Here is a 26,427-nt window from a genome sequence, read left to right as displayed (position 1 = left end):
AGCAGCCGCCCTTTTAGAAAGTCATGTGACCTCAGATCAGGATGCCGGTGCGCAGGCCACGGACCCAGTTTCGGTGGTCACGAGCGCATAGCCCGCGTCACAGCTGGCGTTGCCGGCTTTGTCGAAGTTGGGTTGCATGTATACAGGCGTTGGCTCTGGCTGCGAGCAAGCAGCAAGTGTGAGACCAGCAACGCAGAGAGCAGCATAGAGAGGTTTCATGGCAAAATTTCCTTTGAAAAGTGACTCGTTTCAGTAAGGACATCTAAACACATCCTTAATGCTACGCAAAGTGGTGAGCAGGAGACCGCCTATGCCTCGAAGGGGCGGAATGCGGCTTGGTGAAAATTCTTTGATTTGGGTGCGGATATGCGCTTGACGCGCTGAGTGGCTCAGCATAAACCACGCCTCACGCTGAAGGGCTCACGCCCTGATGCGGCAGCGAGCGGTTGTAGCTCAGCTGGTTAGAGTACCGGCCTGTCACGCCGGGGGTCGCGGGTTCGAGCCCCGTCAACCGCGCCACTTTCCTCCCTAATGGATTGGTAAAATGATGTTTCTCGATCGCATTGGTTGGTCGACCTTACTTATCGTTGCAGTGATTTTGGGTTTGGCCCCGTTTTCCCCTGAGCCGCACCTTTGGGAAAAACTGAAAATGCTGGGCAGTGGGGCGCTGGTGCGTCCGATGGATTGGTTCGATCTGGCAATGCATGGCGCGCCGCTGGTTGTGGTGGCTGCAAAAGCGGCTCGGCATTTGCGGCGAAAATAGTCGACGACACACTTTTGCGATCTGCCATGGCGGAAAAGCTCTAATGCGCTGAATTTGTGACTTTTGGAAACAGTTTCAGGGCGTTTTATGCACGCCCTTTTTGGTGGATGCCTTGCCCAAGAAAAGAACGGATCGTCCGTTTCTTGAGCAAGTTAGAATTCGAAACGAAGGGCGTTTTGAGCGCGATTTAGGTGCTCAGAGCGTCCAAGATGCGCGCCCAGGAACGAATGCCTTTGTGGAAGCTTTCCAGGTCGTATTTCTCATTAGGAGAGTGGATCTGGTCGTCGTCTTTGCCAAATCCAATCAACATGGCGTCCACACCCAACAGCTCTTTGAAGAAACCTGCAATTGGTATGGATCCGCCGCAGCCGACGTAAGCGGCCGGACGGGGCCATTCATCCGACAGAGCTTTGCGCGCCTTTTCAAACGCCGGGTCGTCGATGGACATTTGCGAAGCGGCAGAGCCTTTCTCGGTGCGATATTCCACTGAAAAACCCTCCGGCATGTAGTTTTCCAAATGGGCGCGGAAGCTGGCGCGGATTTTGTCGGGATCCTGTTGGCCAACAAGACGGAAAGAAACCTTTGCCGAGGCCTCGGACGGCAGCACGGTTTTAAAGCCATCGCCAGTGTAGCCGCCCCAGATGCCATTCACATCGCAGGTCGGACGCGACCAGATTTGCTCAAGCGGGGTTCGGTCTTGCTCACCGGCCGCAGCCGTTAGCCCAACGTCGCCCAGATAGGTTTCATGATCAAAGCCCAAACCTTGCCACTGTGCCCGCACTTCGTCCGGCAGTTCGGGCACATCGTCATAGAAACCGTCCAGCGTGACAGACCCGGTGTCGTCGTGCAGATCGCCAAGCGCTTTGGACAAAACGCGGATCGGGTTCATCGCGATGCCGCCGTACATGCCGGAGTGCAGGTCGCGGGACGGGCCGATGATGGTGAAGTCTTCGGCAAGCAGGCCGCGCAGCATGGTGGTGATCGCTGGAACTGCGCTTTCAAACAGACCGGTGTCGCAGATTAGGGCGATGTCGGTGGTCAGTTCTTCGGCGTTTTCTTTCATGAAAGGCACGAGCGAGGGCGAGCCGCTTTCTTCTTCGCCCTCAAAGAAAAAGGTGATCTTGCAGGGCAGGGTGCCATGTTCGGCCTTCCATGCGCGGCATGCTTCGACAAAGGTCATCAACTGGCCTTTGTCATCTGATGCGCCGCGGGCGCGGATCACTTTGCCGGAATCGGTGTCCTGAAGCTCTGGATCGAACGGATCGCGGTCCCACAGTTCAATTGGATCGATGGGCTGCACGTCATAGTGGCCATAAAACAGCAGGTGCGGGCCGTCGCCGTCCACATGACCCACAACCATCGGATGGCCAGGGGTGACGCGTTTCTCTGCGCTGACACCAATGCTTTGGAGATCTGCGACCAACCAGTCAGCAGCCGCGTCGCAGTGGTCTTTGTAGGCCGGGTCGGTGGAGACGGAAGGAATGCGCAGCAAATCAAAAAGGCGATCAATGGCTTGGGGCATATCCTGATCGATTCTGGCAAGTATTGAGTCGAGTGACATTTTGGTCTCCTTAAAGTGCTAGTGACACACCCTTAAGCCTTTGGTGCGACGATTTGCGGGGAGCCTACCATTGCTTTTGGGACTGTCCAGCCTCGCAAAAATGGAATTTGATCGATATCAAGGCAGATAGGCAGCTTGTTAATCAATCTGTTGTCGGAGGAAGAGCGCGCGGTTACAATGGACGTATCCGCGCCTACCTAATACAAGGGCGTCCAGGTTAATGGACACGGCCCGGTAAGACAGTGAAGGGACGCCTTGTGGAGCAAACTGTAGATTTCTCGGCACAGCTTGATCGTGCTCTGAACGACCTTCATGAAGAAGGTCGGTATCGGACGTTTATCGACATCGAGCGCCAGCAGGGCAATTTTCCGCACGCCATCTGGACCAAACCTGACGGCACGCAACAGCCGATCACCGTGTGGTGCGGCAACGATTATCTGGGCATGGGGCAGCATCCAGCGGTGATGGCCGCAATGCACGACGCGATTGACGCCGTGGGCGCAGGTTCTGGCGGGACGCGCAATATTTCCGGCACAACCGTGTATCACAAACGGCTTGAGGCCGAATTGGCTGATTTGCACGGCAAGGAAAGCGCGCTGTTGTTCACCAGTGCCTATATCGCCAACGACGCAACCTTAAGTACGCTGCCTAAGTTGTTTCCGGGGCTGATCATTTATTCTGACGCGCTCAATCATGCGAGCATGATTGAAGGTGTGCGTCGCAACGGCGGCGCCAAGCGGATTTTCCGTCACAATGACGTTGAACATCTGCGGGAACTGCTTGAGGCGGATGACCCCAAAGCTCCCAAATTGATTGCATTTGAATCGGTCTATTCGATGGACGGCGATTTCGGCCCCATTGCAGAAATCTGTGATTTGGCGGACGAATTTGGTGCATTGACCTATATCGACGAAGTGCATGCAGTCGGCATGTATGGGCCGCGTGGTGGTGGTGTGACGGAACGTGACAATCTTGCGCATCGCATCGACATCATCAACGGCACTCTGGCCAAAGCATATGGCGTCATGGGCGGGTATATCGCCGCGTCTGAGAAAATGTGTGACGCTGTGCGGTCTTACGCGCCGGGCTTTATCTTTACGACATCTTTGCCACCGGCAGTGGCCGCAGGCGCCGCGGCGTCAGTCGCGCATCTGAAAAAAGATCAGGACCTGCGCGATCAGCATCAGACACAGGCGAAAATCCTGAAGCTGCGCTTGAAGGGTCTGGGTTTGCCCATCATTGATCATGGCAGTCACATTGTTCCGGTGATCGTTGGGGACCCGGTTCACACCAAGGTTTTGTCGGATCATTTGCTCACGGATTATGGAATTTATGTGCAACCCATTAACTTTCCGACCGTCCCGCGGGGCACTGAACGGCTGCGTTTCACCCCGTCTCCGGTGCATGGGCCAGGAGAAATTGATAGACTTATCAATGGTATGGATGCTCTCTGGAGCCACTGTGCGCTGAATCGTGCCGATATGGCGGGCTAATTTACCCTAAGCTGTGAATTTCGGTATTTTCTGCTAGTATCGTGTTAACAAAGGATCGATCCGAATCGACAAATGACGGATCGGCATTACGATGGGGCGTATGGCATGATCGGGCGCAGAGCTAAGCGCAAATCCGAAGACGTAGAAGAACGGCCTAAGGGCTATGATGACTTCGACGTGCGTCTTGGAGATATGATGCGGGGAGAGCGTGCAACCATGGGCAAGTCGCTCTTGGATGTGCAGCGAGAGCTTCGAATCCGTGCCGCCTATGTCGCCGCCATTGAGAATTGTGATCCGTCAGCTTTTGAGACTCCCGGCTTCATCGCTGGATATGTGCGGTCTTATGCGCGTTACCTGAATATGGATCCAGAAGACGCGTTTGGTAAATTCTGCGAGGAAAGCGGATTTAGCACGGCACATGGCATGTCCGCCGAGGCATCGACCATTCGCAAAAAAGAGGCTGTGGTGTCGCGTGGACCAAACAATGATCCGTTTGCCGCGCCCAACATGCCCTTTGCACCTGCGCAGGATTCGATTTTGTCACGGGTGGAGCCACGCGCGATTGGGTCATCACTAATCCTTGTCGCGCTTATTGCCGGCATTGGTTACGGTGGGTGGAGCGTTCTCAATGAAATTCAAAGGGTTACGCTGGCGCCAGTAGAGCAAGCACCGGTGGTTTTGACCGATCTTGATCCCGTCAGTTCAGCTAGCACGAACTTGAGAGACGCAGAGGACTTGTCACAGACGGCGGGTGTGTTGACTCCGCCGAGTGACGCGCTGGATCGTTTGTATCGCCCGCAGGCGCTGGATGTGCCAGTTTTGGTGGCACGAGACGCGCCGATTTCACAACTCAGCCCGGACGTGTTGGGCTTGTTTACACCTGAGCCGTCTGTTTTGGCATCCGCCGCGCCAGTGGTTGAAGGCTTGCCCGTGCCCAAAGTTATTGAAGACAGCGCGCCCGAAATGGTGATCATGGCTGTCCGCCCAGCCTGGGTTCGGGTGCGGTCAGCGCAAGGCACTGTGTTGTTTGAGAAAATTCTGGATGCAGGTGAGGAATATATCCTCCCCGCAACGGAAGAAGCGCCAACATTGCGCGCCGGCATGTCCGGTTCAGTCTATTTCAAGCTGAATGGCGAGATTTTTGGGCCAGCCGGTGAAGGCACCGGAACGGTACGTGATCTGGCACTAAGCACCGAAGAGATCCAAGAAAATTTTGAACTGGCCGACATGGCCCGTGACCCGGCGCTTGCACGGATTGCAGCGCTTTCCGCCAAGCCCTCGTCCGACCTTGACGAAGAGTGACGTCGCGCGGGATTGCTCCTTAATGCGGAAGGCAGTAGACAGGCCCCAAACCTAGCGGTGAGGGGCTTTTGCATGTCCATGAATCACATTCGACCTTGGCGAAACATCGAGCGACGCAAGTCGCGCCAGATCATGGTGGGCAAGGTGCCCGTGGGGGGCGATGCGCCCATTGCAGTGCAGACCATGACCAATACCGACAGCAGTGACGTGAAGGCGACACTTGACCAAGTCATGGCGGCGGCAGAGGCGGGGGCGGACATCGTGCGCATCTCGGTACCGGATGTAGCAGCGTCCAACGCCTTGAAAGAAATCACAAAAGAGAGCCCCGTTCCGATCGTGGCCGACATCCATTTCCACTATAAGCGCGCGATTGAGGCGGCGGAGGCCGGAGCGGCCTGTCTGCGGATCAACCCGGGCAATATCGGAGATGAGAAGCGGGTCAAGGAAGTGATCGCAGCGGCGCGGGACAACGGGTGCTCTATTCGCATTGGTGTCAATGCGGGCAGCCTTGAGAAACACCTGCTGGAAAAATACGGTGAGCCCTGTCCTGATGCGATGGTCGAGAGTGGGCTTGAGCACATTAAGATACTGCAAGATAACGATTTTCACGAGTTTAAGATTTCGGTGAAGGCCAGCGATGTGTTCATGTCGGCTGCTGCTTATCAGATGCTTGCAGACGCAACGGACGCGCCTATCCACCTAGGGATCACCGAGGCAGGTGGGTTTGTCAGCGGCACAATCAAGTCCGCGATCGGTCTTGGTCAGCTGCTGTGGATGGGCATCGGTGACACGGTGCGCGTGAGCCTGAGTGCCGATCCGGTGGAAGAGGTGAAGGTTGGATTTGAAATCCTCAAGAGCCTTGGACTGCGCCATCGCGGAGTGAATATCATCAGTTGCCCAAGCTGTGCACGTCAGGGCTTTGACGTGATTAAGACTGTGGAAACATTGGAAGAAAGGTTGGCGCATATCCATACGCCGATGAGCCTTTCGATCATTGGATGTGTGGTCAACGGGCCGGGCGAAGCTTTGATGACGGACGTCGGGTTCACCGGTGGTGGCGCGGGATCGGGCATGGTTTATCTCGCGGGCAAACAGAGTCACAAGCTGAGCAATGAGGCGATGGTAGAGCACATCGTGGAGCAGGTTGAAACCAAGGCCGCGGAGATTGAGGCGGCCATGGCGACAGAAGAAGCGGCCGAATAGTCGCTTTATAAGACCCGCGTTAACACTCTGATTCTCTTGAAAAAAGTCGGGTCTGTAAGACGTCGGCATTACGTCGGCATTACGTCGGTATCGCGGCGGTGCGATTTCGCGACTTTCGCAGTATTAACCGCGCGTACGTTGCCTGTCAGGAAAACCCGTCAATAATGGTCGGGCAGCGGCGGGTTTTGCTTCAAAACCCGCCGTGTTCCATTACCCGCGTTTATCGGCGACCAAGTCGCGCATCGCTTTGAGCGGCAGGTAGCCGCGCAGCAATTCGTCTTGCATGACAAACGTTGGCGTGCCGCTGATTTGCAGTGCGCGGGCCAATTCCTGCGTGCCGCGCAATTCTGCGGTGACCTCTTCGCTTTGCATGTGTGCGACCACGGCGTCGCCATCAAATCCGAGGCTTTTTGCCAATTTGGAAAGGACCTTGTCTGAGGGATCTTTGCGCATGGTAATTAATTCGTCATGCGCGGCCTTATAGGCGTCGTTGCCGTGCAACTGTTTGATCGCTACGGCAAAGCGAGAGGAGGCGGTAGAGGCTTCACCAAGGATCGGAAACTCTTTGACGATCAGTTTGATGTTGCCGTCTGATGCGACCAATTCTGCGACCTCGTCATGTGCTTTGCGGCAATAGCCGCAGCGGTAGTCGACAAATTCCACTAAGGTGATGTCGCCATCGGGATTGCCACCCACCCATGAGTAGCCATCGTTAAAGATTGCATCAGCATGGGCCGTGATCATCGCGTTGTCACCTGCGGCCTGCGCGTTGGCCTGACGCTCTTCGAGGACGGCGACGGCTTCCATGATGACCTGCGGATTGTCCAGAAGGTAGGCGCGGATTTCGGCGCGGAAGACGGCACGTTCTTCGTCGGACATGCTGTCGATGTCAAATGCGGCCAGCGGAGCAGCGGCGAGGCTGAGGGCCAGAGCAGAAGAGGCGAGAATGCGTTTCATATAGAGAACTCCGTTATCGTTTTTTGCGGTTGGCACGCTTGGCAGCGGCCAGAATGTCATCTGCGCGGCGATAGGCGCTTGAGCCACGTGGCAAAAGCCCCAAGGCCCGTTGGGCGTGAATTTCGGCGTCTTCAAGCCGGCCTACAAGCGCGTACCGCTCTGCCGTTGCGAGTGAGGCCATGCCGTTGTTGCCCACCTGCGCATAAGCCGAGCCAAGATCGCGCAACACGCGTATATTGCGGAAGTCGCGGTTGCGGGAGTCCTCAAGATAGGTCAGCGCCTCTTTTGGGCGGTCCACAGTCAGCAGGGCGCGACCCAAGTTGCCAAGTATCAGAGAATCCCGCGGCGCAAGTTTCGCTGCGGTGCGGTAGGCCGCGACGGCGGATTGGAATTGTCGGCTTTGCAGCAGGATTTGACCCTTGAGGTCGTAATATTGAGCGTCATTTGGGCGCAGTTGGAGGGCTTTGTTGATGTTGGCCAGCGCTTTGCCGCGCTCTTGCTGGCGGTGGTAAGCCACCGCGAGGCGCATGTGTTGCACGTCTTTGGCCGGGCTTTCATCATAGCGTTGGAGCGTCCATTTTGCAGGGCGCTTGAAGGCGGTCACTTTGGAGCGCGCACGGTCATACCAATAGTCCAGATCCGGTTGCGGTTTGGTCTTGCCGGAGTAGGCCGCAACATAGCGTTGCATTGCGCGTATCCGGTCACGGGTCAGCGGGTGGGAGCGCATGTAGGGATCTTGACGGGTCACGTTGAGCAGCTCTTGGCCTTCGAACAGCCGCTGGACTTGTACCATGCCTTGGGGATCGATGCCGGCGGCGGCCATATAGCGCACGCCGGATTGGTCTGCGGAGGCCTCTTCGGCGCGGGTGTGAGAGAGGAACCGACGCTGTGCCGAGCTTTGGGTGCCAAGCGCCAAAGCTGCGGCCACATCGCCGCGTCCGCTGGCGGCGGCGGCCAAGGCCAGCGCGAGGCCAAGGCCCGCGACGGTGCGGGCATTGTCGAGATTGGCCATGCGCCGCGAGATGTGGCCATTGGCGATGTGGGCGGCTTCGTGGGCGATTACGGCTTGCAGCTTTTCCGGCGTGTTCATCTTCATCAACAAGCCGGTGTGAATATAGATATGGCCGTTGTCCACCACGAAGGCGTTCAGGCTGTTGTCGTCGATCAGCAGGATTTTGATGGAGCCGCCCAGACCCGAAGCTTTCAGGATAGGCGCGGCCATGCGGGCCAACGCGTTTTCAATGTCGCTGTCGCGGATCAATGTGGCGGCACGGGCGGGGGCTGTGGTCCACACCAAAAGCAGCGCCGCGAGCAACGGGCCGACAAAGAACAGCGGCGCGCGCATTGACGGCGCGTGATTTTCGCGGTGAAACCTCATGGAGGCCAATAGGGATTAAAACGATGCGGAACTCAAGGCGTGGGGCGGTTGATCCCTTCATTGTGATGGATGTGATGGAAGCGGCGCGTCAGGCGGAGGCCGGTGGACGTGATATTATCCATATGGAAGTGGGCCAGCCGGGCACTGCGGCGCCAAAAGGCGCGCAGTTGGCTTTGGGCGAAGCGATGTCAAAAGACGCGCTTGGATACACGGTGGCGCTTGGCATTCCGGAGTTGCGGGCGCGAATCGCTGAGCTTTACGACACGTGGTACGGAGTTGATCTCGATCCCGGTCGGGTAATTGTCACAACGGGCAGCAGCGGGGCCTTTCTGTTGGCGTTTACGGCGCTGTTTGACGCCGGAGAAAAGGTGGCCATCGGGGCGCCCGGTTATCCGAGCTATCGCCAGATATTGAAAGCACTCAGCCTTGAGCCGTTGGATGTACCGTCAGCGCCCGAAAACAGATTGCAACCGGTGCCGCAAGATTTGCGGGACATGGCGTTTGACGGGTTGATGGTGGCGTCACCTGCAAATCCGACTGGCACGATGTTGGACCGCGACGCCATGGCTGCATTGATTGATCTGTGCCGCGAAAAAGACGCGGCTTTTATCAGCGACGAAATCTATCATGGTATCGAGTACGAGGCCAAAGCAGTGAGCGCGCTTGAACTGACGGATGACTGTTATGTCATCAACAGTTTTTCCAAGTATTTCAGCATGACGGGATGGCGCGTCGGTTGGATGGTGGTGCCTGAGGATCACGTGCGCAAGATCGAGCGGTTGGCGCAAAACATGTTCATCTGTGCCAGCCACGCCAGCCAAGTGGCCGCATTGGCCGCGATGCAGTGCCACGATGAGTTGGAGGCGAACATGGCGGTTTATCGCGCCAATCGCGCGCTGATGATCGAGGGTTTGCCCAAGGCCGGATTTGGCAAATTTGCACCGCCCGATGGGGCGTTTTACGTCTATGTCGATGTCTCGGATTACACCACCGACAGCCGCGCGTTTGCCCGCGAGATCCTAGACGAAGCCGGGGTTGCGGTGACGCCGGGACTGGACTTTGATCCGGAGCGCGGTGCAACGACGCTGCGGTTTTCCTATGCGCGCAGTACCCAAGACATTGCCGAGGGGCTGGCGCGGTTGAAAACGTTCATGGCCAAACGAGGCGCTTAAGCGGCAGCGGTCACGTCGGGCGTTGCGGGCGCGCGTACACAGTTGCGCCCGTCCGATTTTGCCAGATAAAGCGCTGTGTCGGCAGCCTCCAACAGATCGCTGGCGGCAGGGCTTCGGGTGGCGTCTGTGCCTGCGACACCGAAGCTGCAAGTGATGGCAAGGAGGCCGTGACCGGTTTCAAACCGAGCGTCGGCCACGGTTTTGAGAAGGCGGTTTGCAAGATTGTGCGCGTCGCTCTGGGTTGTGTTGGGCAGGATCAGCACAAATTCTTCGCCACCGTAGCGGCACAACCGGTCGGATTTACGCAAGTCCATGGCGGAGAGACGGGCCGCCAATTCTCGAAGGACGGCGTCGCCGGTGGGGTGGCCGTAGGTGTCGTTGACTGACTTGAAGTGGTCTATGTCAAACATGATCACCGAGAGAGGCGTCCTGGTGTCGATGCTGTCTAGCCAGCTTTGGGCCCATAGGTTGTCAAAAGACTGGCGGTTTAAAAGCCCAGTGAGATGGTCGTGACGTGCCATGTGAAGCGCGTCGTCATGGGCGCGCGCGAGTTGTTCTTTTTCCTGCTCCAGCAACTCGGATCGGGCAATGGCAACGGAGGCGCGGTTGCCGACGATGTGGCTGAGGATCATCATCAGCGCGACGATGCTCACCGGGATCAGGAACAGGTTATAGCTGTCCATATTTGCCGAGACGATGTCGTGTAGACCGGCGGTCAGGCAGAGCCCTGTCGAAACACCGAGGGTCTTGGCCCCGGGTTGGTGGGTTCGGATCGCATCGACAATGAGGATCGTGCCAGGGATGAAGGTGATCAGGCAGTAGATTTGGGCGTAGGTAAGCACGGTCGATACCAAGCCCAGTGGCAACACAAAGGCACACAGTGCAAGAATGTAAGCCGACATTTGAAGCGGAAGCCGCACAATCTGCGGCAAGCGAAGCGGAAAAAGCGCCTCAAGTAGAAAATAGGTCCAACAGGCGAGAAGTGGCACAAGCCCAACCTCAAGACGCATTCGATAAGCATGCCATTGCGGGCCAAACATCATTTCAATGATGTTTTCGACGGTGATCGCGCGCAGGATGATAACCAAAGAAATGAGCGCCAAAAATCCGGCAGACTTGTCCCGGAGACCGCTGGTGAAGAACACCGCATTGCGCAGCAAGATAAGCAGGAGCGCACCAATTGTGATGCCGCCGATCAGGCTGCTCAGATATTGTGAAAACCGCTCGTCTTCGGCCGTTGAGATATAGGGCGCCTCGGCCACGCCACCCCAATCAAACATTGTCTTGCGCACATGGATCATCAAAAGACCGTCGCCGACAAAGGGCAACGGATGGGAAAGATTGCGATGCGCGACAAGATCGGGGCCTGAAAGATTGCCTTTGGCCGCGATTTCCACCGCCTGCGAGGGGTTGTTACGTGGCACCCAGTAAATGCGATAGGCGTCGTGGATCATACCGACATGCAAAATCAGATCCGGTCGGGGGACATCAGGAAGCGACAAGGCGGCCACGTAGGTTGCAATGCCATCATCATGCACGTTGTCTGGCCGAGAGGGCACTTTGCCATGCCAGTTTGACGGTACTTTAAGTGTGTTCGCGCCTTCTGACGCGAAAGCCAAAACCGCTTCCTGTGGGGTCAGGTAGGAACCCCATTCAAAAAGCCATTCGCCTTCAAGGACATACCGCTCAACTTCACCGCTAAGGACACGCCCGCCATCGAAGCGGGCATAGTCTGCTTGCGCTGCGGGTGCAGAGATCATGCTTGCGCAGAGCAACGCCACGCTGAAAAGCCAAAACCTGTATGCAAAGTATTTCACGTTGCGCCTCTTTTTCTTTCGCCACCTTTTGGCCTAGCGCCGACTCTTTAGGTGAAGGTTAACGTCGGCGGGATTTTGCTTCGCTTTGTAACGACTTGAACAAGGACTGGTTTTGACCTGTGGCGTGGCAGGCTAGGCTCGTGTAGGTTTCCGGTCAAAACCCGTTGAGAGGTGTCATGAGCAGAGTTTTGGCCATTGTTGCAGCGCTTTTCCTGTCTGGTGCGGGGTGGGCGCAGGAGTTTTCAGCGCTTGCGCGGCTGGATGCCGAAAAGAGCAGTCTGCAATCGGGATGGCGCGGCGCGGTGACGCTTGAGGTGTCGCTGAGCCAAGGTGTGCCATGGCGGGTGTTTCATCTTGATGGGCCACGGCGGCTGGTGGTCGATTTTCGCGAGGTGGACTGGGGCGCGGCGCAGCCTGAGGATTTTGGCAGTGTTGAGGGTGTGGGCACGGTGCGGTTTGGCGGTTATCGGCCCGGCTGGAGCCGCATGGTACTGGACCTGGAAGCGCCTTTGTCGCTGGACAGCGCTGAGATGGAGGTGCCTGAAGGCACGGGTGCGGCCACGTTGCGGATTTCTTTGACACCGACGACGGCCGAGGATTTTGCGGCCAACGCCGGTGCGCCACATGATCCGCGTTGGGATTTGCCGCAGCCCGAGGATGTCGGGCAGGCGCGCGAGGACAAGCCGGACTGGGCGCCAACCGTGGTGGTGATCGATCCGGGCCATGGTGGCATTGATCCGGGCGCAGAACGCGACGGGACACAGGAAAAAGAACTTATGCTGAGTTTCGCCCGGGAATTGCGCGACACGCTGCGCCGCGCGGGCGGGTTTGAGGTGTTTATGACGCGCGATGAGGATTCGTTTGTGTCACTGGAGCGGCGCGTTGCGTTTGCGCATCAAAAGAACGCGGATGTGTTCATTTCGCTGCACGCGGACAGCCTTAGCCAAGGGCATGCGCATGGGGCGGCGGTCTATACGCTGAGTGCGGAGGCCACGGATGCGGCTTCGGCGCTGCTGGCAGAGCGCCATGACCGCGCCGATATCCTGTCGGGTGTGGATCTGTCGGGCGCGGATGACGAGGTTACCGATGTTTTGCTGGATCTTGCGCGGCTGGAAACGGAACCGCGCACCGCAACGCTTGCCGATATCATGGTCGGCGCGTTGCGTGAGGCGACAGGTGCGGTGAACAAGAAACCACGGCGCGAGGGTGCGTTTTCGGTGTTGAAGGCGGCGGACGTGCCATCGATCCTGATCGAATTGGGGTTCATGTCCTCCGAAGGGGATCTGGCCAATTTGCAGGATGCAGGTTGGCGGGCGTCGATGTCGGCGGGCATTCGGGACGGGCTGCAGGCGTGGGTGATCGAAGATAAGGCGACGCGGGCGCTGGTGCGACAGTAAATTCCCCCACCGGCGGGTTTTGAAGTGAGGTAACGATGCGCGAGTTCAGCGATTTTGACGGGGCCAAAGTGGCGATCTTGCATGGCAGCCGTGTGGTTACGATCCTGCGGGATGACGCCCCCAGTATTGCCTTTCCAAACATGTGGGATTTCCCCGGTGGCGCGCGCGAAGAGGGCGAGTCACCGGAGCAATGTGTGTTGCGAAAATTGCATGAAGAACTGTCCCTGAAGTTGGCACCTGAGCAGTTGAGCTGGAAACGCCGGTATGGGCCGGAGCGCCAAGGCATGCCGGTGACGTGGTTTTTTGTGGCGGAGCTGCCGGACCTTGATGAAGGGCGGCTGCGGTTTGGAGGCGCGGGGCAGGCGTGGCGGATGTTTGATGTCGCGCGCTTCTTGCGCCAGAGCGATGCCGTGCCGCAATTGAAGGTGCAGCTCGCGGATTATCTTGACGGGCAGGACGCACTCAAGGGTTGATCGAAAGCCAATTTCGCAGCCTAATACCCGAAGGCAACTTCGGGAGAAGCCGGATGTGGCGATTTTTTGCTTGTGTCGTTTTGGCCATTGGGGCCTGTGCGCCGGTTAACTATGACGCGGTGACAAAGGGTGAGTTCGACGGATTGGTGCAGCTTTATTGGGTTGGTGGCAACACCGGCTCTGCGGTGGGCGATGGTAAGTTTTTGTACTTTCCGGACCCGACCAGCCCGCTGCGGTACACCAGCAACGATCAGTATGACCACAAAGGCAAGCGGCTGGTGATAGAGCCGCCTGCGTTTTTCACAGACGGAGGGTCGGTTCCGCGCATGGTGCAGGGTGTCCCGGGGTTCAATGCGTGGGCGTTTGGGCCTGCTTATATCGTCCACGATTGGGCGTTTGAGGCGCATAGGTGTCTGAATTACAAAGAGAAAAAAGGGGACACAGTGAAGAATCCCGACATTCCGACGCCAGAGATGGAAAAGCTGAAGAACATGTCGTTCAAGCAGAGTGCTGAGTTGATGGCGGAGACCATTAAGACGCTGTTGCCGAAGAACACAGCTGGAGGTCCGGGTGGCGTGATCGCGTCTTTTACCGCGGGTCCGATAAGCTATGCAGCTTGGCAGGACGAGAAGTCCTGTGCCGAGATCCGCGCCCCGAAAGACCCGGCCCCTGAAGAAATCCGACAGCATATGGCCCGCCCGGGTTTATCACAGGCACAACGCGAGGTTTTCGAATTGGAAGACGGGCGGCAAGTGAAGTTGATCGGGGTTTTCAAGGTGCGTTAGGGGGCTTGGCCGCAATCTCGATATGACGCGCGGTATCGTGTTTTGATCCGAGACAAGCTGCGGTATATAGAGAGGCTAAGTCGCTCAATCGGGGTTCGCGCGTGCTGAGATTTATCACTTCGTTCTTTGGGACGATTTTCACTTTTGTCACTATGGCCCTTATCGTCGCCGGTTTGTCGGTCGGCGGGATTTTTTATGTCTATGGTCAGGAACTGCCCAGCCACGAAAGTCTGGCGCAATACAAACCGCCAACAATCAGCCGGATTTATTCGGGTGAAGGTGAAATCATTGATGAATTTGCCAAGGAACGCCGCCTGTTTGTTCCAGCGGATGAAATCCCCGATCTGGTGAAACAGGCGTTTATTTCGGCTGAGGACAAAAATTTCTACGTGCATTCGGGGTATGACGCGCGGGGTATCGCTGCGGCGTCGTTTGAGTGTTTTCTCTCTCGCGGGAGCGGGTGTCGTGGGGCATCCACGATTACGCAGCAAGTGATGAAGAACTTTTTGCTGTCCGGTGATCGTAAAGTCGAGCGTAAGATCAAGGAGATCATTCTGGCGACACGGGTCGAAGAGACCCTGAGCAAGGATCAGATTCTCGAGCTCTACATGAACGAGATTTTCCTTGGTCAGAACTCTTATGGTGTGGCGGCCGCGGCCCAGACTTATTTCAACAAAAATCTGGATGAGCTGGCCCCGCATGAGGCCGCGATGCTGGCGGCGATGCCGCAGGCGCCGGGCAAGTATCACCCTGTGCGCGCCAAGGAACGGGTCACCCAGCGCCGCGACTACGTGCTGCGCGAGATGGCGCAGAATGGTTATATCACCACCGAAGTGGCGGAAGCAGAGCGGCAGGAACCATTGCGGTCCGTGCAGAATGGCGACTTTGAAAGCTACCGTGTGGCCTTGCCACCGCGCGACTATTTCACGGATGAAATTCGCCGTCAGCTGAGTCGTGATTTTGGCGAGGAAGAGTTTTTCTCCGGTGGTATGACCGTGCGGGCGACCGCAGACCCAGAGATGCAGCAAGTGGCCGCTAAAGCGCTTCGTCGTGCGCTTGAGAAATACGACCGGTCGCGCGGTGTGTGGCGTGGCACGCAGTTCAGCCTGCCTGCGGAAGCGCTTGAGAGCGAGACTGCATGGCGTGATGCGCTGAGCGAAATTGAGGTTCCACGCGATGTGGAGCTTGAGGGCAAGTGGCATCCGGCCGTGGTTTTGGCGGTCGGCAAGAATGACGCGCGTGTTGGTATCGAAGGCATTGACGAAGACGAGGACGGGCATTGGATCCCGGCCAAAGACGCGCAATGGGCCCGCAAGCAGCTGGAAGACGGTGCGCTGGGACGTAAGGCCAAGGTTGCTGGCGATTTGGTGGACAAAGGCGACGTCGTTCTGGTGCGTGCGATTACCAAAGACGACAGCGGCGAATTTGTGCGCTGGTCTTTGCGGCAGGTACCAGAAGTGCAGGGCGGCTTTATGGCGATGGACGTCAACAACGGCCGTGTGATCGCCATGCAAGGCGGGTTTAGCTATCAGGACACAGTGTTTAACCGTGCCACGCAGGCGAAACGTCAGCCAGGCTCGTCGTTCAAGCCGTTTGTGTACGCTTCGGCGCTGGACAGTGGCTATAGCCCCGCGACCATCGTGATCGATGCGCCGATTGAAATTGACACGCCGCAGGGTGTCTGGCGTCCGAAGAACTCGACCAACAAGTTTTATGGCCCGACCCCGATGCGGACCGGCATCGAGATGAGCCGGAACCTGATGACGATTCGTTTGGCGCAGGAAGTCGGTATGAGCGTTGTGGCGCGCTATGCTGAACGGTTTGGTGTTTACGAGAACATGGGGCAGTTCCTTGCGAACTCTCTCGGCGCGGATGAAACCACGCTTTATCAGATGGTTGCGGCCTATGCGATGTTTGCCAACGGTGGTGAGCGGGTGGAACCGACCTTGGTTGATAGGGTGCAGGACCGGTATGGCAAAACGATTTACCGCCATGATCAGCGTGAGTGTTCCGATTGCGCCGACCCAAACATTCCTGAAACCCGCAGCCCGCGCATCGTGACCAACCGTGAACGGGTGATGGATCCTGTGACCGCGTTCCAGCTGACCTCGATGATGCAGGGCGTTGTCACGCGCGGCACGGCGAGCAGCCAAATCAAGCTGCCGGTTCCAGTGGCCGGCAAGACCGGCACCACCAATGAGGCCAAGGATGTTTGGTTTGTGGGCTTTACGTCCAACATCGCGGCAGGCTGTTATATCGGTCACGACCGCCCCCGTCCTTTGGGTCGTGGCACTTATGGCGGCACCACCTGTGGGCCGGTGTTTCAGGAGTTCATGGAAGAAGCGATCAAGAAATACGGTGGTGGTAAATTCCGTGTTCCCCCCGGTGGGCATTTCATCAAGATCGACCGTTACACCGGTGCGCGTTTGGACAATGACGCCAGCGGGGCACATGTGGTGGCGGAATACTTCCGCGATGGCGAAGAGCCGGTGTTTGGCATCACCTATGACGGTGGTTTCGGCATGGGGTCAAACTTGCCGCTGTTTGACGAGGTGAATCACGGTCGTGAAGTGACCACGTCAACAGGCCGCGAGGTGATTGTAGGTCCGAAGGCAGACTTCGGCACGGTAAGCTCGGGCGGGCTTTACTAAACGGGAAACGCTGAAATCGTAGACATCTTCTGGTTGATGCGGTAGTTTGTCCGTGTTGTTTTGGGAGGGATCCATGTCTGCTGTTGTAAAGCCACAAGACGTTTTGAAAACTTTGGTGCTGCGTCAGATTGTGAACGGAAAGCCAGCGGATACTATTAGTGTGCAAAGTAGTGGAGCGCTGCAAATACCCAGAGTTGGAGAATCCGTTGAAATTGATGAGCGTAGCCAAGGTCTAAAAGTGGCTGGCACAGTTTCAAAAGTGTTTTTCGCGGGTGGGCTTTCGAGCGGCGGGCCATCCGATCCTATATTTAGCGTCTCTGCATTCGTCGACGTCGAATAAGTTTGGCTCCGATAAGGCGATGACTAATTTCGTGATCTCGCCAAACTCCGGACTTTCTTGCGGCCATTGAATATGCTTCTGATGGAACGCCAACGCGTCTCGTCTTGCCCCTCTTTGTCTGCTGGTTTATCACCCAAGTCTAAACCCGATAGAAGCAGGACCGAGCATGCGCGCCGAAGCACAAAACATCGTTGCAGAGATCGAGAAATCACTGGAGCTTTTGCGCCAGCGGATGAACGTGGAGACGGCAGCGTATCGGTTGGAAGAATTCAACGCGCGGGTGGAAGATCCAGACCTGTGGAACGATCCGGCGGCGGCCCAAAAGTTGATGCGCGAGCGCCAGATGCTTGTGGACGCGATGGACACCGTCAAAGCCATCGAAACCGATATGAGCGACAACGTCGAACTTATCGAGTTGGGCGAGATGGAAGAGGACGACGAGGTGATTGCCGAGGCTGAGGCCGCGCTGACCACTCTTCGGGATAAGGCCGCAAAGAAAGAGCTGGAAGCGTTGCTGAACGGCGAGACTGATGGCAACGACGCGTTCCTTGAGATCAAATCTGGCGCGGGTGGCACCGAGGCGTGTGACTGGGCCAGCATGTTGGCGCGGATGTATGTGCGGTGGGCCGAAAGCCGTGGTTTTTCGGTGGAGTTGCAGGAAGAGCAGGCCGGAACTGAGGCGGGCATCAAATCCGCGACCTATCAGATCAAAGGCCATAACGCTTATGGCTGGTTGAAATCGGAAAGTGGCACGCACCGGTTGGTGCGGATTTCGCCGTTTGGAAAAGGCACGCGTGAGACGTCTTTTGCAGCTGTGGGCGCTTATCCGGTGATTGACGACAACATCGAAATCGAAGTGAACCCCGCGGACATTCGCATTGATACCTATCGCTCGTCAGGTGCGGGTGGTCAGCACGTGAACACCACGGATTCGGCTGTTCGGATCACGCACCACCCCACAGGGATTGTGGTGACGAGTTCTGAAAAATCGCAGCACCAGAACCGTGACATCGCCATGAAGGCCTTGAAATCGCGTCTGTATCAGATGGAACTGGACTTGCGCAGCGCCGAAGTGAACGCATTGCATGAAGCCAAAGGCGACGCGGGCTGGGGCGCGCAGATCCGCTCTTATGTGATGCAGCCTTATCAGATGGTCAAAGACCTGCGCACCAACTACGAGACCGCCGACACCAAAGGCGTTCTGGACGGCGATCTGGATGAGTTCATGGCCGCGACGCTGGCGATGAATGTGGCAGGCAAAAGCCGCGCGGATGCGCAAAGCGACGAGTAGTCTCGTACTCATTGGGGCCCGCGCGACCCTCTGTTGTCTCTTGCCTTTGCAGTTTTGTGATGTAGCGTTCTCCTGATTTTGGGGAGGCGGACATGAGCGATTTTCTTGACTGGGATGCGGTGGATCTGATTGCTGCGCTGCGTGGCGGCAGCCTGACGGCGGAGCAGGTCATGGCGGCGACACTGGCGCGGGTGGATGCGCGTAATCCGGCGGTGAATGCAATTGTCGATTTGCGGGCTGACGAAGAGCTTTTGACCGAAGCACGCTTGGCGGACGCGGTGCCCTTGGACAAACGCGGCAAGCTGCATGGTGTTCCGATGGCTATCAAAGCATTGGCGCATGTGAAGGGTGTTCGAAACACCGAAGGATCTCCGCTTTATGCCGATCGCATTTCCGAGGAAGACAGTCGTTTTGTCGCGCTGATGCGGGCGGAAGGCGCTATTTTCATTGGCAAAACCAATGTACCGGAATTCGGGTTGGGCAGTCACAGCTACAACCCTGTGCACGGCGTAACCCGCAACCCTTACGGGCATGATTTTACTGCTGGCGGCAGTTCTGGCGGCGCGGCGGTGGCCTTGGCGACGGGTATGGTGGCGCTGGCGGATGGGTCCGACATGATGGGCAGCCTGCGCAATCCGGCAGCGTGGAACAACGTTTATGGCTTTCGACCGAGTTGGGGCGTGGTGCCGCGTGAGGCGGGCAGTGAGAGTTTTTGGCAGCAGCTGAGCACAATAGGTCCAATGGCGCGCAGTCCGCGCGATATGGCGCTGATGATGTCGGTGATGGCGCAGCCGGAGGCACGGGTGCCGTTCAATATGCCCGCGCAGGATTGGGACTTGCCTGAGGGTGGTGCTGTGGCCGGGCGCCGGATTGGCTGGTTGGGCGACTGGGACGGTGCGATGCCGATGGATGCCGGCATTCTTGAGGTTTGCCGTGCCGGATTTGAGGTTCTTGGAGGACTGGGCGCAAAGGTGTGTGATCTGGATCCTCCGTTTGATGCGGAAGCAATGTTTCAGAGCTGGGCGGACTTGCGGTCGTTTGCGCTGGCGGGAGAGTTGGCGCCGCTGTTTGAGGACGCGGCGAAGAAAGAGCGCCTGAAGCCGGAAGCCCAATGGGAAGTGGAACGGGGCATGGAGATCGAGGCGATGGATTTGCAGCGCGCCACCAAGGTGCGCTCGCAGTGGTTTGCGGCGGCGGCGGAGATGTTTGAACGCGTTGACGCAGTGGTGTTGCCGGTGGCGCAGTGCTGGCCGTTTCCGGCGGAATGGGATTGGCCCAAAGACATCGCGGGCGTTGCTATGGACACATATCACCGATGGATGCAGGTGATGGTGCCCGCAAGCCTTTTGGGGCTGCCAGCGGTCAGCGTGCCAGTCGGGTTCAACGCGGACGGCCTGCCGATGGGCATGCAAATCATCGGGGCCAAAGGCGCGGACCGGACGGTTCTGGAGATCGCGCAGGCCTATCACAAAGCCACGGATTGGCTGGAGAGGCGGCCTGACGCGTGAGTTTCAAAATTCTGACGAGATCCAGACATCTGGTTTGAGACTGGTTTCCTGTTGATTTAAGGCGGTTTTCCTTGTGCGGACTTGATCGGTTGCGCCAAAGCGGCTTTGATCAAGCCCGAGGAGATCAAAGGGAGAGCAGCAATGGCGCAAGATGCGGCAGGGCCCGTGGGTGGACAGCCACAGACGCCAGAGTTGGGTGTGCCGAACCTCGGCACAGCCGAATTCTCGATGTTGGGTAAAGCCCTGCGTCGTGGACTGCGGGATTTCATTAAGAAACCGCTTTATGGCTTTGCTTTTTCACTGTTCTACGTGATCGGCGGTTGGGCAATGCTGTGGCTGACCCTTGCCAGCGGGCAGAGTTACTGGCTGACATTTGCCGCGATTGGCTTTCCCTTGATTGGGCCGTTTGCCGCCGTGGGGCTTTATGAGGTGAGCCACCGTCTTGAGAATGGCACGCCGATGACATGGGGCGATATTACCGGGGTCGTCTGGCGTCAGAGCAAGAGGCAACTGCCGTCGATCTGTGCGGTGATCATCATCGTGTTCCTGTTCTGGTTCTTTCTTGCCCACATGATTTTTGCGCTGTTTCTCGGGCTGGCGACGATGACCAATGTCTCGTCCAGCTATGACATTTACCTGACCTCCAATGGCCTTCAAATGCTGGCGGTCGGCACGGTTGTCGGCGCGGCGTTTGCCATGCTGCTTTATATGATCACCGTGATGTCGCTGCCGCTTTTACTGGATCGGGAGATCGATTTTGTGACGGCGATGATCACCAGTTTCAAGTTTGTACAGGACAACCTGGTGGTGATGATTGCCTGGGCGACGCTGTTGGCCGGGTTGACGTTTGTTGCAATGATACCGGGATTCTTTGGCATATTCATTGTGTTGCCGGTGCTGGGACATGCCAGTTGGCACCTATATGCACAGGTCAAAGCGGCGGGCGCGGCTTAGTCGCGGCCCATTTGAGACAGCTCTTGGCGCAGGTCGGATGCGCGCGTATCACCAATTTCCAAAGCAAACACATAGGCATGCGTCAGGAAAAAACCGCGCACCTCATCCGTTGGGGCGGTTTCGGCGGCTTGGCAATAGAGCGCGATCAACGTTGGCATATCGTTTGCCGCGTGCGCGGCAAGCAGTTGTTGATCAAGCGGATCGCTCATTCAGCGGCGTCTACTTGGGCGGCGCGGTGCAGTTGCATGCGATGAGCAACCCAGTCGTGGAAACAGTGGGTTGGTCCGTCCATCGCGGGAGAGAAACGCCCGCCGTCAAATCCAGGAGCGTGGCGCCCACGTTGCATGCCTTCAACAACAAAGACGTCCTCTTTAAAGACCTCTTTCCATTGGGCCGTGTTTTTGGCGCGCAGAGCAGCGTCAGTGTCTTCGGTGGCATAAAACAGGTGAATGTGTTCGATGGTGTTTTGCGTGTCGACCGGTTCGAGCACGATGGCAAAGGCGTGGTCCCGTTGCGCCCCCATCAGCACGTTGGGATAGACCGCGATATATTCGGCGCCTTCGTTCCAGAAATCTGACAGCGTGGAGAAATCAGGGAAGGTGTCACCCGTTTCGGACGTCAGTTGGCGGTAAACGCTGGTGCCTTGGCCGGAAAACAGGCCCGCCTCGGCGATATTATAGTGGTCTTCAAGACGTGAGTAGCTGTTCAAACCGGGGTGCACCCACGGCAGGTGATAGCTTTCGCAGTAGTTTTCCACGGCGAGTTTCCAGTTGGTCCGCACGGGTAGGGTAAATGTGCTGTCCGTACCGCCGTGGTGGTGGGGCTGGTCGAATTCAGCCCAGCGGGCGAGCAAGCCGGCGTGAACCTCTTCAAAAGCGGGTGCGTCGCCGGAGATGTTCACAAAGACGACGTCGCGCCAGATGTGGCTGCGGACTTCGATCAGGCCCAGTTCGGAGCGGTTTATGGCGGCATGGGTGTTTTGGCCCGGGCCGCCGACATGCGGTGTCGTCACCAAACGGCCGTCGGTTGCGTAGCACCAGCTGTGATACGGGCAGCGGATCGCGCCCTCGATTTTGCGAGGCCCCTCGACAAGGATCATGCCCCGGTGGCGGCAGGTGTTGTTGAACACGCGCACAACGCCCGCGCGGTCGCGCAGCAGCAAAAGAGGCATGCCAAGGAAGGTGATGGGTTTGGCATCGCCGGGTTCCGGAACGTCGGCGGCCACAGCAAGGCCCGCCCATGTTGACAGGAGAACGGCCTGAGTTTCCTCGGCAAAGACCGCCGGGTCGGTATAGTGGGGGTTGGGCAGGCCTTGGGCGCTGTCCAAGGGACGACGGACCGCCGTGAGATCTGTTGGGGGCTGTGTCATGGCGATTCTCCGCGTTTGGCTTGGATTAGCCTAAGCGCGAGAACGCTGGGTTCGCTTGTCTATGTGCGACAAGCGGTGGCGCGGAACGGCGGTAAGCAGACCGAGTTAGGCGAAAGGCCGGCCCAGTTGCAGCAATTTTCGGTGATAAGCCGGGATTTCATCCGGGGTGCGGAAACCGACAGTGCGCGCAGCCTTGAGCGCCGCGCCAATGTCCTTGCCAAGATGTTCATAAACCAGCCGCGCGGCGCGGCGTCCGGTGACGGTTTCGCGAACGGTGCGGGTGGCGTAGCCAATCCAATAGTGGTTCTGAAAGCTCGCAACACGGGACAGGTAGTTGAAAGATGTCGCCATGGTGCGCCGGTGGCTGAGCACAGCGGCAACGCCGTCTTCCTGGGGCAGGACCACGCCGCGAAATTCACGGGTTTCGGAATCGGTCGGCAGGCCTTGTTCTTTCATGGCGCCCTTGGCCTCATAGGCACGGATGAAGCAGTGGTCGTCTTGTCGAAAGACATAGATCAGGCCAGTGATGATCAAGTCGCTTTCGATGAAGCTGCGGCGCGAGAATTGATAAAATCCGTCGGGAAACACATCGTGAGGAATATCGGTCATTCCGGAGCCGACGTAATCGGCCAGAAAAGGGTGGTTGAGAATACCGTGGTCGGGTTCAATTTTGGCCAGCGGTTCAAGCAGGATACGCGCATCAGTGCCAAAAAACTCGCAAATTCGATAAAGCACATCAGGACGCGGAAAGCTTTCACCCGACAGGTAGCGGTTAAATTGCGTGCGATTGATGCCGAGGTCGCGGCAAAGCTTGGACACGGAGGGGTAATCCGCAGCAAGAGTGCGCAGATTCTGGCCAAACATCTGGCGCAATTCGGACGGCGATTTGCCGTTGCCATGAGTCAAAAGAGGTTCCGCCAACACTCATCTCTCCCGTGTATTTTTTTGGACCTTTTCCTGCCTAAGTTTTAACTGTCCGGAAAGCAGGCATGGTCTGACGCTAACTGGCGTCATACTGACGCAAATCCGCGCCTATGCCAAGATTTATCGACACAATTTCGTCGACTCCAACCTCCAATTAACCATGTTCCGCGTCACAGACATTTGGGAGACTTCTAACTCGGGCGAAAAGGAGAGACGGATCAAATGCTTGGCGTGGTTTTATGGCACGATACAAATAGCAACAGGGCGGTGATCTGGTGTGAAGACCACGGAGATCTGGCCTATTTTGACGGCTGTGAGGCGCTTCGGGATTGCGAGATTGCGCAGATTGGCGCGGGTGACTTGGTGCGGTTTGACGTCAGTGAGGGGCGAAATAGACGCTTTGCCAGAAATCCCACACCGGTAGGCCAAGGCAATTTTTCTGACCTTCCGCAAGTTTTGCGGGAAGCCGAAACCCCACCAAAGAAACACACGCCAAGGCGAAACCGCGCGCGATCCGCGCTGGCACTGCAAAGCAAGCCTCGTGACAGCAACGTTGTGCGGCTTTGGCCAATTGCCATGACGGCGGCGGCCGCGGACTAACGCGTCCTTCAGCGCAAATTGAAAAGGGGCCGACAAATCGGCCCCTTAGTCATGTCCAATGCAAAAGATAGGCGTGTTACTGGGCGCCACGCGACAAGGCGGCGACGCCGGTGCGCGCGACCTCGACCAAGCCAAGCGGACGCATGAGGTCGGCAAAGGCATCGATCTTGCCAGGTGTACCGGTGAGCTCAAACACGAAGCTTTCCAGCGTGCTGTCCACCGCATTGGCGCGGAAGATATCGGCCAATCGCAGCGCCTCGACGCGTTTTTCGCCAGATCCGGCAACCTTGAAGAGCGCCAGTTCGCGCTCCACGGAGGCACCGTCGACAGTGAGGTCATGCACTTCGTGCACAGGCACGATGCGACCCAGTTGCGCCTTGATTTGTTCGATGACTTGCGGCGTGCCGGTTGTCACCACGGTGATGCGCGAGGTGTGGCCAGTGTGGTCAACTTCGGCCACGGTCAGGCTGTCGATGTTGTAGCCACGGCCTGCGAAAAGGCCGATCACGCGGGCCAGAACGCCGGGTTCGTTGTCCACCAGCACGGCAAGTGTGTGGGTTTCCGGCTCGTCCGAAAAGGTCGGGCGCAGGTTATAGGCGGAGTGGCTCGTGGAGCCTTTTTTGATTTTTAGAGCAGACATAATCGTTCTCCTTACACCATCACCGCGCCGCCGGCTTGGATCACGCCTTGCGTGTTCGCTTCGCCCAGCAGCATTTCGTTGTGCGGCTTGCCTGATGGGATCATCGGGAAGCAGTTCTCGTGTTTCTCGATCAGACAATCGAAGATCACCGGACCGTCGTGGGTGATCATTTCCATGATCGCGTCGTCCAGATCGTCGGGGTCAGAGCACAAAATCCCTTTGGCGCCAAAGGCTTCGGCGAGCTTTACAAAATCGGGCAGGGCTTCGCTCCACGAGTGGCTATAGCGTTCGCCGTGCAACAGTTCCTGCCACTGGCGCACCATGCCGAGACGTTCGTTGTTCATGATGAACTGTTTCACAGGCAGGCGGAATTGCACCGCAGTGCCCATTTCCTGCATGTTCATCAGCCAGCTGGCTTCGCCCGCGACGTTGATAACAAGGCTGTCGGGGTGTGCCATTTGCACGCCGATGGAGGCCGGAAAGCCATAGCCCATGGTGCCCAGACCACCGGAAGTCATCCAGCGGTTGGGGTCCTCAAAACCAAGGTATTGCGCGGCCCACATCTGGTGCTGGCCGACCTCGGTTGTGATGTAGCGATCATGTTCTTTGGTCAGCGCTTCGAGGCGGGCCAAAGCGTGTTGCGGTCTGATGGTTTTGCCTTTTTGCGTGAAGGCCAAGCAGTTGATTTTGCGCCATTCTGCGATCTGGCCTTGCCACTTGGCAACGGCACCTTTGTTTGTGCGTTTGCCTTGGGCTTTGAACACTTTGAGCAGGTCGGTCAGCACAGAAGCCACATCGCCCACAATCGGAATGTCGGCCTTGATCACTTTGTTGATCGAGGAAGGGTCGATGTCGACGTGCGCTTTGATTGAGCCGGGTGAGAAGGCCGAGATCAGACCGGTGATCCGGTCATCAAACCGCGCGCCGATGTTGATCATCAGATCGCAGTCGTGCATCGCCATGTTTGCCTCGTAAAGACCATGCATGCCCAACATGCCCAGCCAGTTTTCACCAGACGCAGGATAGGCGCCAAGGCCCATAAGGGTTGAGGTGATCGGGAAACCGGTGGCTTCGACCAATTCGCGCAACAATTTGGACGCCTGCGGGCCTGAGTTGATCACGCCGCCGCCGGTATAAAAAACTGGGCGTTCCGCTGTGGCGATAGCCTCGACCAGTTCGTTGATGGCTTCGATGTCGCCTTTGGTCTGTGGCTGATAGATCGTGGTGTCGGATTTTTCCGGTGCGGTGTAGTTGCCGTTGGCGAACTGTACGTCTTTGGGAATGTCGACAAGCACAGGGCCTGGGCGGCCTGATTGGGCCACGTGAAACGCTTGGTGCAGGGTTTCTGCAAGTGTGTCGGTGTCCTTGGCCAGCCAGTTATGCTTGGTGCACGGACGTGTGATGCCAACGGTGTCGGCTTCTTGAAACGCGTCTGATCCGATCATGAAAGTCGGCACCTGGCCAGTCAGAACAAGGATGGGAATAGAGTCCAGCAACGCATCCGTCAGGCCGGTCACAGCATTGGTCGCGCCGGGGCCCGAGGTCACAAGCGCCACGCCAACTTTGCCAGTAGAGCGAGCATAGCCTTCGGCCGCATGCACAGCGCCTTGTTCGTGGCGCACAAGGATGTGACGAATGTCATTTTGCTGAAAAATCTCGTCGTAAATCGGTAGCACAGCGCCGCCAGGGTAGCCAAAGACTGTGTCCACACCCTGATCCTTCAGGGCTTGAACTACCATTTTCGCTCCGGTCATTTGACGTGTCATCCGTTTTCTCCGCTTATCGACGTCATCATTATGTCCACAAAAAAAGCCCCCGCTTTTCGGCGAGGGCGCATGGGGTACCAATA

24 protein-coding genes and 1 tRNA gene are annotated in these 26,427 nt (G+C 57.4%); 15 read left to right on the top strand and 10 right to left on the bottom strand.

What is annotated here, in order from left to right; translation table 11 throughout:
* Nucleotides 1-36: 36 nt before the first annotated feature.
* Nucleotides 37-219 (bottom strand): hypothetical protein, encoded by a 183-nt coding sequence (locus tag SHIM_RS05970; RefSeq protein WP_054001657.1) that lies wholly within the window; start codon nucleotides 217-219, stop codon nucleotides 37-39.
* A gap of 223 nt (nucleotides 220-442) precedes the next feature.
* On the opposite strand from SHIM_RS05970, the gene SHIM_RS05965 reads away from it, so the two are divergent.
* Nucleotides 443-519: transfer RNA gene (locus SHIM_RS05965), tRNA-Asp, on the top strand.
* A 25-nt stretch (nucleotides 520-544) separates the two neighbouring features.
* Nucleotides 545-763 carry a hypothetical protein gene (locus SHIM_RS05960; RefSeq protein WP_054001656.1) on the top strand — a complete coding sequence of 73 codons (219 nt, stop codon included), beginning with the start codon at nucleotides 545-547 and terminating at the stop codon, nucleotides 761-763.
* Between the two features lie 187 nt (nucleotides 764-950).
* Here SHIM_RS05960 and SHIM_RS05955 read toward each other — a convergent pair whose 3' ends face one another.
* A complete protein-coding gene (locus SHIM_RS05955) occupies nucleotides 951-2,324 on the bottom strand; it encodes a M20/M25/M40 family metallo-hydrolase (RefSeq protein ID WP_054001655.1) in 1,374 nt (457 codons plus the stop codon).
* Between the two features lie 257 nt (nucleotides 2,325-2,581).
* On the opposite strand from SHIM_RS05955, the gene hemA reads away from it, so the two are divergent.
* The 3 genes from hemA to ispG all read left to right on the top strand — a co-directional run bounded on the left by hemA (nucleotide 2,582) and on the right by ispG (nucleotide 6,322).
* Nucleotides 2,582-3,817, top strand: coding sequence for a 5-aminolevulinate synthase (hemA, locus tag SHIM_RS05950; protein ID WP_054002009.1), 1,236 nt, complete (start codon nucleotides 2,582-2,584; stop codon nucleotides 3,815-3,817).
* A 105-nt stretch (nucleotides 3,818-3,922) separates the two neighbouring features.
* The gene (locus tag SHIM_RS05945) at nucleotides 3,923-5,119 is read left to right on the top strand and encodes a helix-turn-helix domain-containing protein (protein WP_054001654.1); all 1,197 of its coding nucleotides are present in this window, start codon (nucleotides 3,923-3,925) and stop codon (nucleotides 5,117-5,119) included.
* Nucleotides 5,120-5,191: 72 nt separating this feature from the next.
* Nucleotides 5,192-6,322, top strand: coding sequence for a flavodoxin-dependent (E)-4-hydroxy-3-methylbut-2-enyl-diphosphate synthase (gene ispG / locus SHIM_RS05940; RefSeq protein ID WP_054001653.1), 1,131 nt, complete (start codon nucleotides 5,192-5,194; stop codon nucleotides 6,320-6,322).
* Nucleotides 6,323-6,532: 210 nt separating this feature from the next.
* Here ispG and SHIM_RS05935 read toward each other — a convergent pair whose 3' ends face one another.
* Together SHIM_RS05935 and SHIM_RS05930 are read right to left on the bottom strand one after the other, a co-directional pair.
* Entirely contained in the window at nucleotides 6,533-7,279 is a 747-nt protein-coding gene (locus SHIM_RS05935) for a DsbA family protein (RefSeq protein WP_054002008.1), read from the bottom strand.
* 13 nt (nucleotides 7,280-7,292) lie between these two features.
* Entirely contained in the window at nucleotides 7,293-8,657 is a 1,365-nt protein-coding gene (locus SHIM_RS05930; protein ID WP_054001652.1) for a M48 family metalloprotease, read from the bottom strand.
* 23 nt (nucleotides 8,658-8,680) lie between these two features.
* Here SHIM_RS05930 and SHIM_RS05925 point away from each other — a divergent pair, with 23 nt between their 5' ends.
* On the top strand, nucleotides 8,681-9,829 hold the full coding sequence (locus SHIM_RS05925; protein WP_054001651.1) for a pyridoxal phosphate-dependent aminotransferase: 1,149 nt from the start codon (nucleotides 8,681-8,683) through the stop codon (nucleotides 9,827-9,829).
* On the opposite strand, the gene SHIM_RS05920 is transcribed toward SHIM_RS05925, so the two are convergent.
* Nucleotides 9,826-11,589: a sensor domain-containing diguanylate cyclase gene (locus tag SHIM_RS05920; protein WP_054001650.1), complete on the bottom strand. Its 1,764-nt coding sequence runs from the start codon at nucleotides 11,587-11,589 to the stop codon at nucleotides 9,826-9,828. The two genes, SHIM_RS05925 and SHIM_RS05920, sit on opposite strands and share 4 nt — an antisense overlap.
* A 233-nt stretch (nucleotides 11,590-11,822) precedes the next feature.
* Between SHIM_RS05920 and SHIM_RS05915 the strand changes: the two genes are divergently transcribed.
* The 8 genes from SHIM_RS05915 to SHIM_RS05885 all read left to right on the top strand — a co-directional run bounded on the left by SHIM_RS05915 (nucleotide 11,823) and on the right by SHIM_RS05885 (nucleotide 21,045).
* Nucleotides 11,823-13,043, top strand: a complete 1,221-nt coding sequence (locus tag SHIM_RS05915) for an N-acetylmuramoyl-L-alanine amidase (RefSeq protein ID WP_054001649.1) — start codon at nucleotides 11,823-11,825, stop codon at nucleotides 13,041-13,043.
* A gap of 35 nt (nucleotides 13,044-13,078) precedes the next feature.
* Nucleotides 13,079-13,516 carry an NUDIX domain-containing protein gene (locus tag SHIM_RS05910; RefSeq protein WP_054001648.1) on the top strand — a complete coding sequence of 146 codons (438 nt, stop codon included), beginning with the start codon at nucleotides 13,079-13,081 and terminating at the stop codon, nucleotides 13,514-13,516.
* 53 nt (nucleotides 13,517-13,569) lie between these two features.
* On the top strand, nucleotides 13,570-14,301 hold the full coding sequence (locus SHIM_RS05905; protein WP_054001647.1) for a DUF1353 domain-containing protein: 732 nt from the start codon (nucleotides 13,570-13,572) through the stop codon (nucleotides 14,299-14,301).
* 101 nt (nucleotides 14,302-14,402) lie between these two features.
* Nucleotides 14,403-16,952 carry a penicillin-binding protein 1A gene (locus SHIM_RS05900; RefSeq protein WP_054001646.1) on the top strand — a complete coding sequence of 850 codons (2,550 nt, stop codon included), beginning with the start codon at nucleotides 14,403-14,405 and terminating at the stop codon, nucleotides 16,950-16,952.
* A gap of 73 nt (nucleotides 16,953-17,025) precedes the next feature.
* Nucleotides 17,026-17,292: a hypothetical protein gene (locus SHIM_RS20120; protein ID WP_152926460.1), complete on the top strand. Its 267-nt coding sequence runs from the start codon at nucleotides 17,026-17,028 to the stop codon at nucleotides 17,290-17,292.
* 166 nt (nucleotides 17,293-17,458) lie between these two features.
* Entirely contained in the window at nucleotides 17,459-18,583 is a 1,125-nt protein-coding gene (prfB, locus tag SHIM_RS05895; protein ID WP_054001645.1) for a peptide chain release factor 2, read from the top strand.
* A gap of 92 nt (nucleotides 18,584-18,675) precedes the next feature.
* Nucleotides 18,676-20,091, top strand: a complete 1,416-nt coding sequence (locus tag SHIM_RS05890) for an amidase (protein ID WP_054001644.1) — start codon at nucleotides 18,676-18,678, stop codon at nucleotides 20,089-20,091.
* Nucleotides 20,092-20,232: 141 nt separating this feature from the next.
* Complete coding sequence (locus SHIM_RS05885) at nucleotides 20,233-21,045, top strand: DUF2189 domain-containing protein (protein WP_054002007.1); 813 nt, start codon at nucleotides 20,233-20,235, stop codon at nucleotides 21,043-21,045.
* On the opposite strand, the gene SHIM_RS05880 is transcribed toward SHIM_RS05885, so the two are convergent.
* The 3 genes from SHIM_RS05880 to SHIM_RS05870 all read right to left on the bottom strand — a co-directional run bounded on the left by SHIM_RS05880 (nucleotide 21,042) and on the right by SHIM_RS05870 (nucleotide 23,338).
* Nucleotides 21,042-21,254, bottom strand: a complete 213-nt coding sequence (locus tag SHIM_RS05880; RefSeq protein ID WP_054001643.1) for a hypothetical protein — start codon at nucleotides 21,252-21,254, stop codon at nucleotides 21,042-21,044. The two genes, SHIM_RS05885 and SHIM_RS05880, sit on opposite strands and share 4 nt — an antisense overlap.
* A complete protein-coding gene (locus tag SHIM_RS05875; protein ID WP_054001642.1) occupies nucleotides 21,251-22,414 on the bottom strand; it encodes an aromatic ring-hydroxylating oxygenase subunit alpha in 1,164 nt (387 codons plus the stop codon). Before SHIM_RS05875 ends, SHIM_RS05880 begins: the two co-directional genes overlap by 4 nt.
* A gap of 105 nt (nucleotides 22,415-22,519) precedes the next feature.
* On the bottom strand, nucleotides 22,520-23,338 hold the full coding sequence (locus SHIM_RS05870; protein WP_342585506.1) for a helix-turn-helix domain-containing protein: 819 nt from the start codon (nucleotides 23,336-23,338) through the stop codon (nucleotides 22,520-22,522).
* Between the two features lie 222 nt (nucleotides 23,339-23,560).
* Between SHIM_RS05870 and SHIM_RS05865 the strand changes: the two genes are divergently transcribed.
* On the top strand, nucleotides 23,561-23,938 hold the full coding sequence (locus SHIM_RS05865) for a hypothetical protein (RefSeq protein ID WP_054001641.1): 378 nt from the start codon (nucleotides 23,561-23,563) through the stop codon (nucleotides 23,936-23,938).
* Between the two features lie 76 nt (nucleotides 23,939-24,014).
* Here the strand turns inward: SHIM_RS05865 and ilvN are convergent, their stop codons facing one another.
* Both ilvN and SHIM_RS05855 read right to left on the bottom strand, forming a co-directional pair.
* Nucleotides 24,015-24,578: an acetolactate synthase small subunit gene (ilvN, locus tag SHIM_RS05860; protein ID WP_054001640.1), complete on the bottom strand. Its 564-nt coding sequence runs from the start codon at nucleotides 24,576-24,578 to the stop codon at nucleotides 24,015-24,017.
* Between the two features lie 11 nt (nucleotides 24,579-24,589).
* Entirely contained in the window at nucleotides 24,590-26,344 is a 1,755-nt protein-coding gene (locus tag SHIM_RS05855; protein ID WP_054001639.1) for an acetolactate synthase 3 large subunit, read from the bottom strand.
* Nucleotides 26,345-26,427 lie beyond the last annotated feature (83 nt).

Origin of the sequence: Shimia sp. SK013, from assembly GCF_001292625.1 — a bacterium.
Classification (GTDB): domain Bacteria; phylum Pseudomonadota; class Alphaproteobacteria; order Rhodobacterales; family Rhodobacteraceae; genus Shimia.
This window is presented reverse-complemented; position numbering and strand designations above follow the sequence as displayed.

Excerpts from the sequence above, each read along its gene's own strand:
- SHIM_RS05970 (WP_054001657.1), bottom strand. The coding sequence starts at position 219 with ATGAAACCTCTCTATGCTGCTCTCTGCGTTGCTGGTCTCACACTTGCT.
- SHIM_RS05960 (WP_054001656.1), top strand. The coding sequence starts at position 545 with ATGATGTTTCTCGATCGCATTGGTTGGTCGACCTTACTTATCGTTGCA.
- SHIM_RS05955 (WP_054001655.1), bottom strand. The coding sequence starts at position 2,324 with ATGTCACTCGACTCAATACTTGCCAGAATCGATCAGGATATGCCCCAA.
- SHIM_RS05945 (WP_054001654.1), top strand. The coding sequence starts at position 3,923 with ATGATCGGGCGCAGAGCTAAGCGCAAATCCGAAGACGTAGAAGAACGG.
- ispG (WP_054001653.1), top strand. The coding sequence starts at position 5,192 with ATGTCCATGAATCACATTCGACCTTGGCGAAACATCGAGCGACGCAAG.
- SHIM_RS05935 (WP_054002008.1), bottom strand. The coding sequence starts at position 7,279 with ATGAAACGCATTCTCGCCTCTTCTGCTCTGGCCCTCAGCCTCGCCGCT.
- SHIM_RS05930 (WP_054001652.1), bottom strand. The coding sequence starts at position 8,657 with ATGAGGTTTCACCGCGAAAATCACGCGCCGTCAATGCGCGCGCCGCTG.
- SHIM_RS05925 (WP_054001651.1), top strand. The coding sequence starts at position 8,681 with ATGCGGAACTCAAGGCGTGGGGCGGTTGATCCCTTCATTGTGATGGAT.
- SHIM_RS05920 (WP_054001650.1), bottom strand. The coding sequence starts at position 11,589 with ATGATCTCTGCACCCGCAGCGCAAGCAGACTATGCCCGCTTCGATGGC.
- SHIM_RS05915 (WP_054001649.1), top strand. The coding sequence starts at position 11,823 with ATGAGCAGAGTTTTGGCCATTGTTGCAGCGCTTTTCCTGTCTGGTGCG.
- SHIM_RS05910 (WP_054001648.1), top strand. The coding sequence starts at position 13,079 with ATGCGCGAGTTCAGCGATTTTGACGGGGCCAAAGTGGCGATCTTGCAT.
- SHIM_RS05905 (WP_054001647.1), top strand. The coding sequence starts at position 13,570 with ATGTGGCGATTTTTTGCTTGTGTCGTTTTGGCCATTGGGGCCTGTGCG.
- SHIM_RS20120 (WP_152926460.1), top strand. The coding sequence starts at position 17,026 with ATGTCTGCTGTTGTAAAGCCACAAGACGTTTTGAAAACTTTGGTGCTG.
- prfB (WP_054001645.1), top strand. The coding sequence starts at position 17,459 with ATGCGCGCCGAAGCACAAAACATCGTTGCAGAGATCGAGAAATCACTG.
- SHIM_RS05890 (WP_054001644.1), top strand. The coding sequence starts at position 18,676 with ATGAGCGATTTTCTTGACTGGGATGCGGTGGATCTGATTGCTGCGCTG.
- SHIM_RS05885 (WP_054002007.1), top strand. The coding sequence starts at position 20,233 with ATGGCGCAAGATGCGGCAGGGCCCGTGGGTGGACAGCCACAGACGCCA.
- SHIM_RS05880 (WP_054001643.1), bottom strand. The coding sequence starts at position 21,254 with ATGAGCGATCCGCTTGATCAACAACTGCTTGCCGCGCACGCGGCAAAC.
- SHIM_RS05875 (WP_054001642.1), bottom strand. The coding sequence starts at position 22,414 with ATGACACAGCCCCCAACAGATCTCACGGCGGTCCGTCGTCCCTTGGAC.
- SHIM_RS05865 (WP_054001641.1), top strand. The coding sequence starts at position 23,561 with ATGCTTGGCGTGGTTTTATGGCACGATACAAATAGCAACAGGGCGGTG.
- ilvN (WP_054001640.1), bottom strand. The coding sequence starts at position 24,578 with ATGTCTGCTCTAAAAATCAAAAAAGGCTCCACGAGCCACTCCGCCTAT.
- SHIM_RS05855 (WP_054001639.1), bottom strand. The coding sequence starts at position 26,344 with ATGACACGTCAAATGACCGGAGCGAAAATGGTAGTTCAAGCCCTGAAG.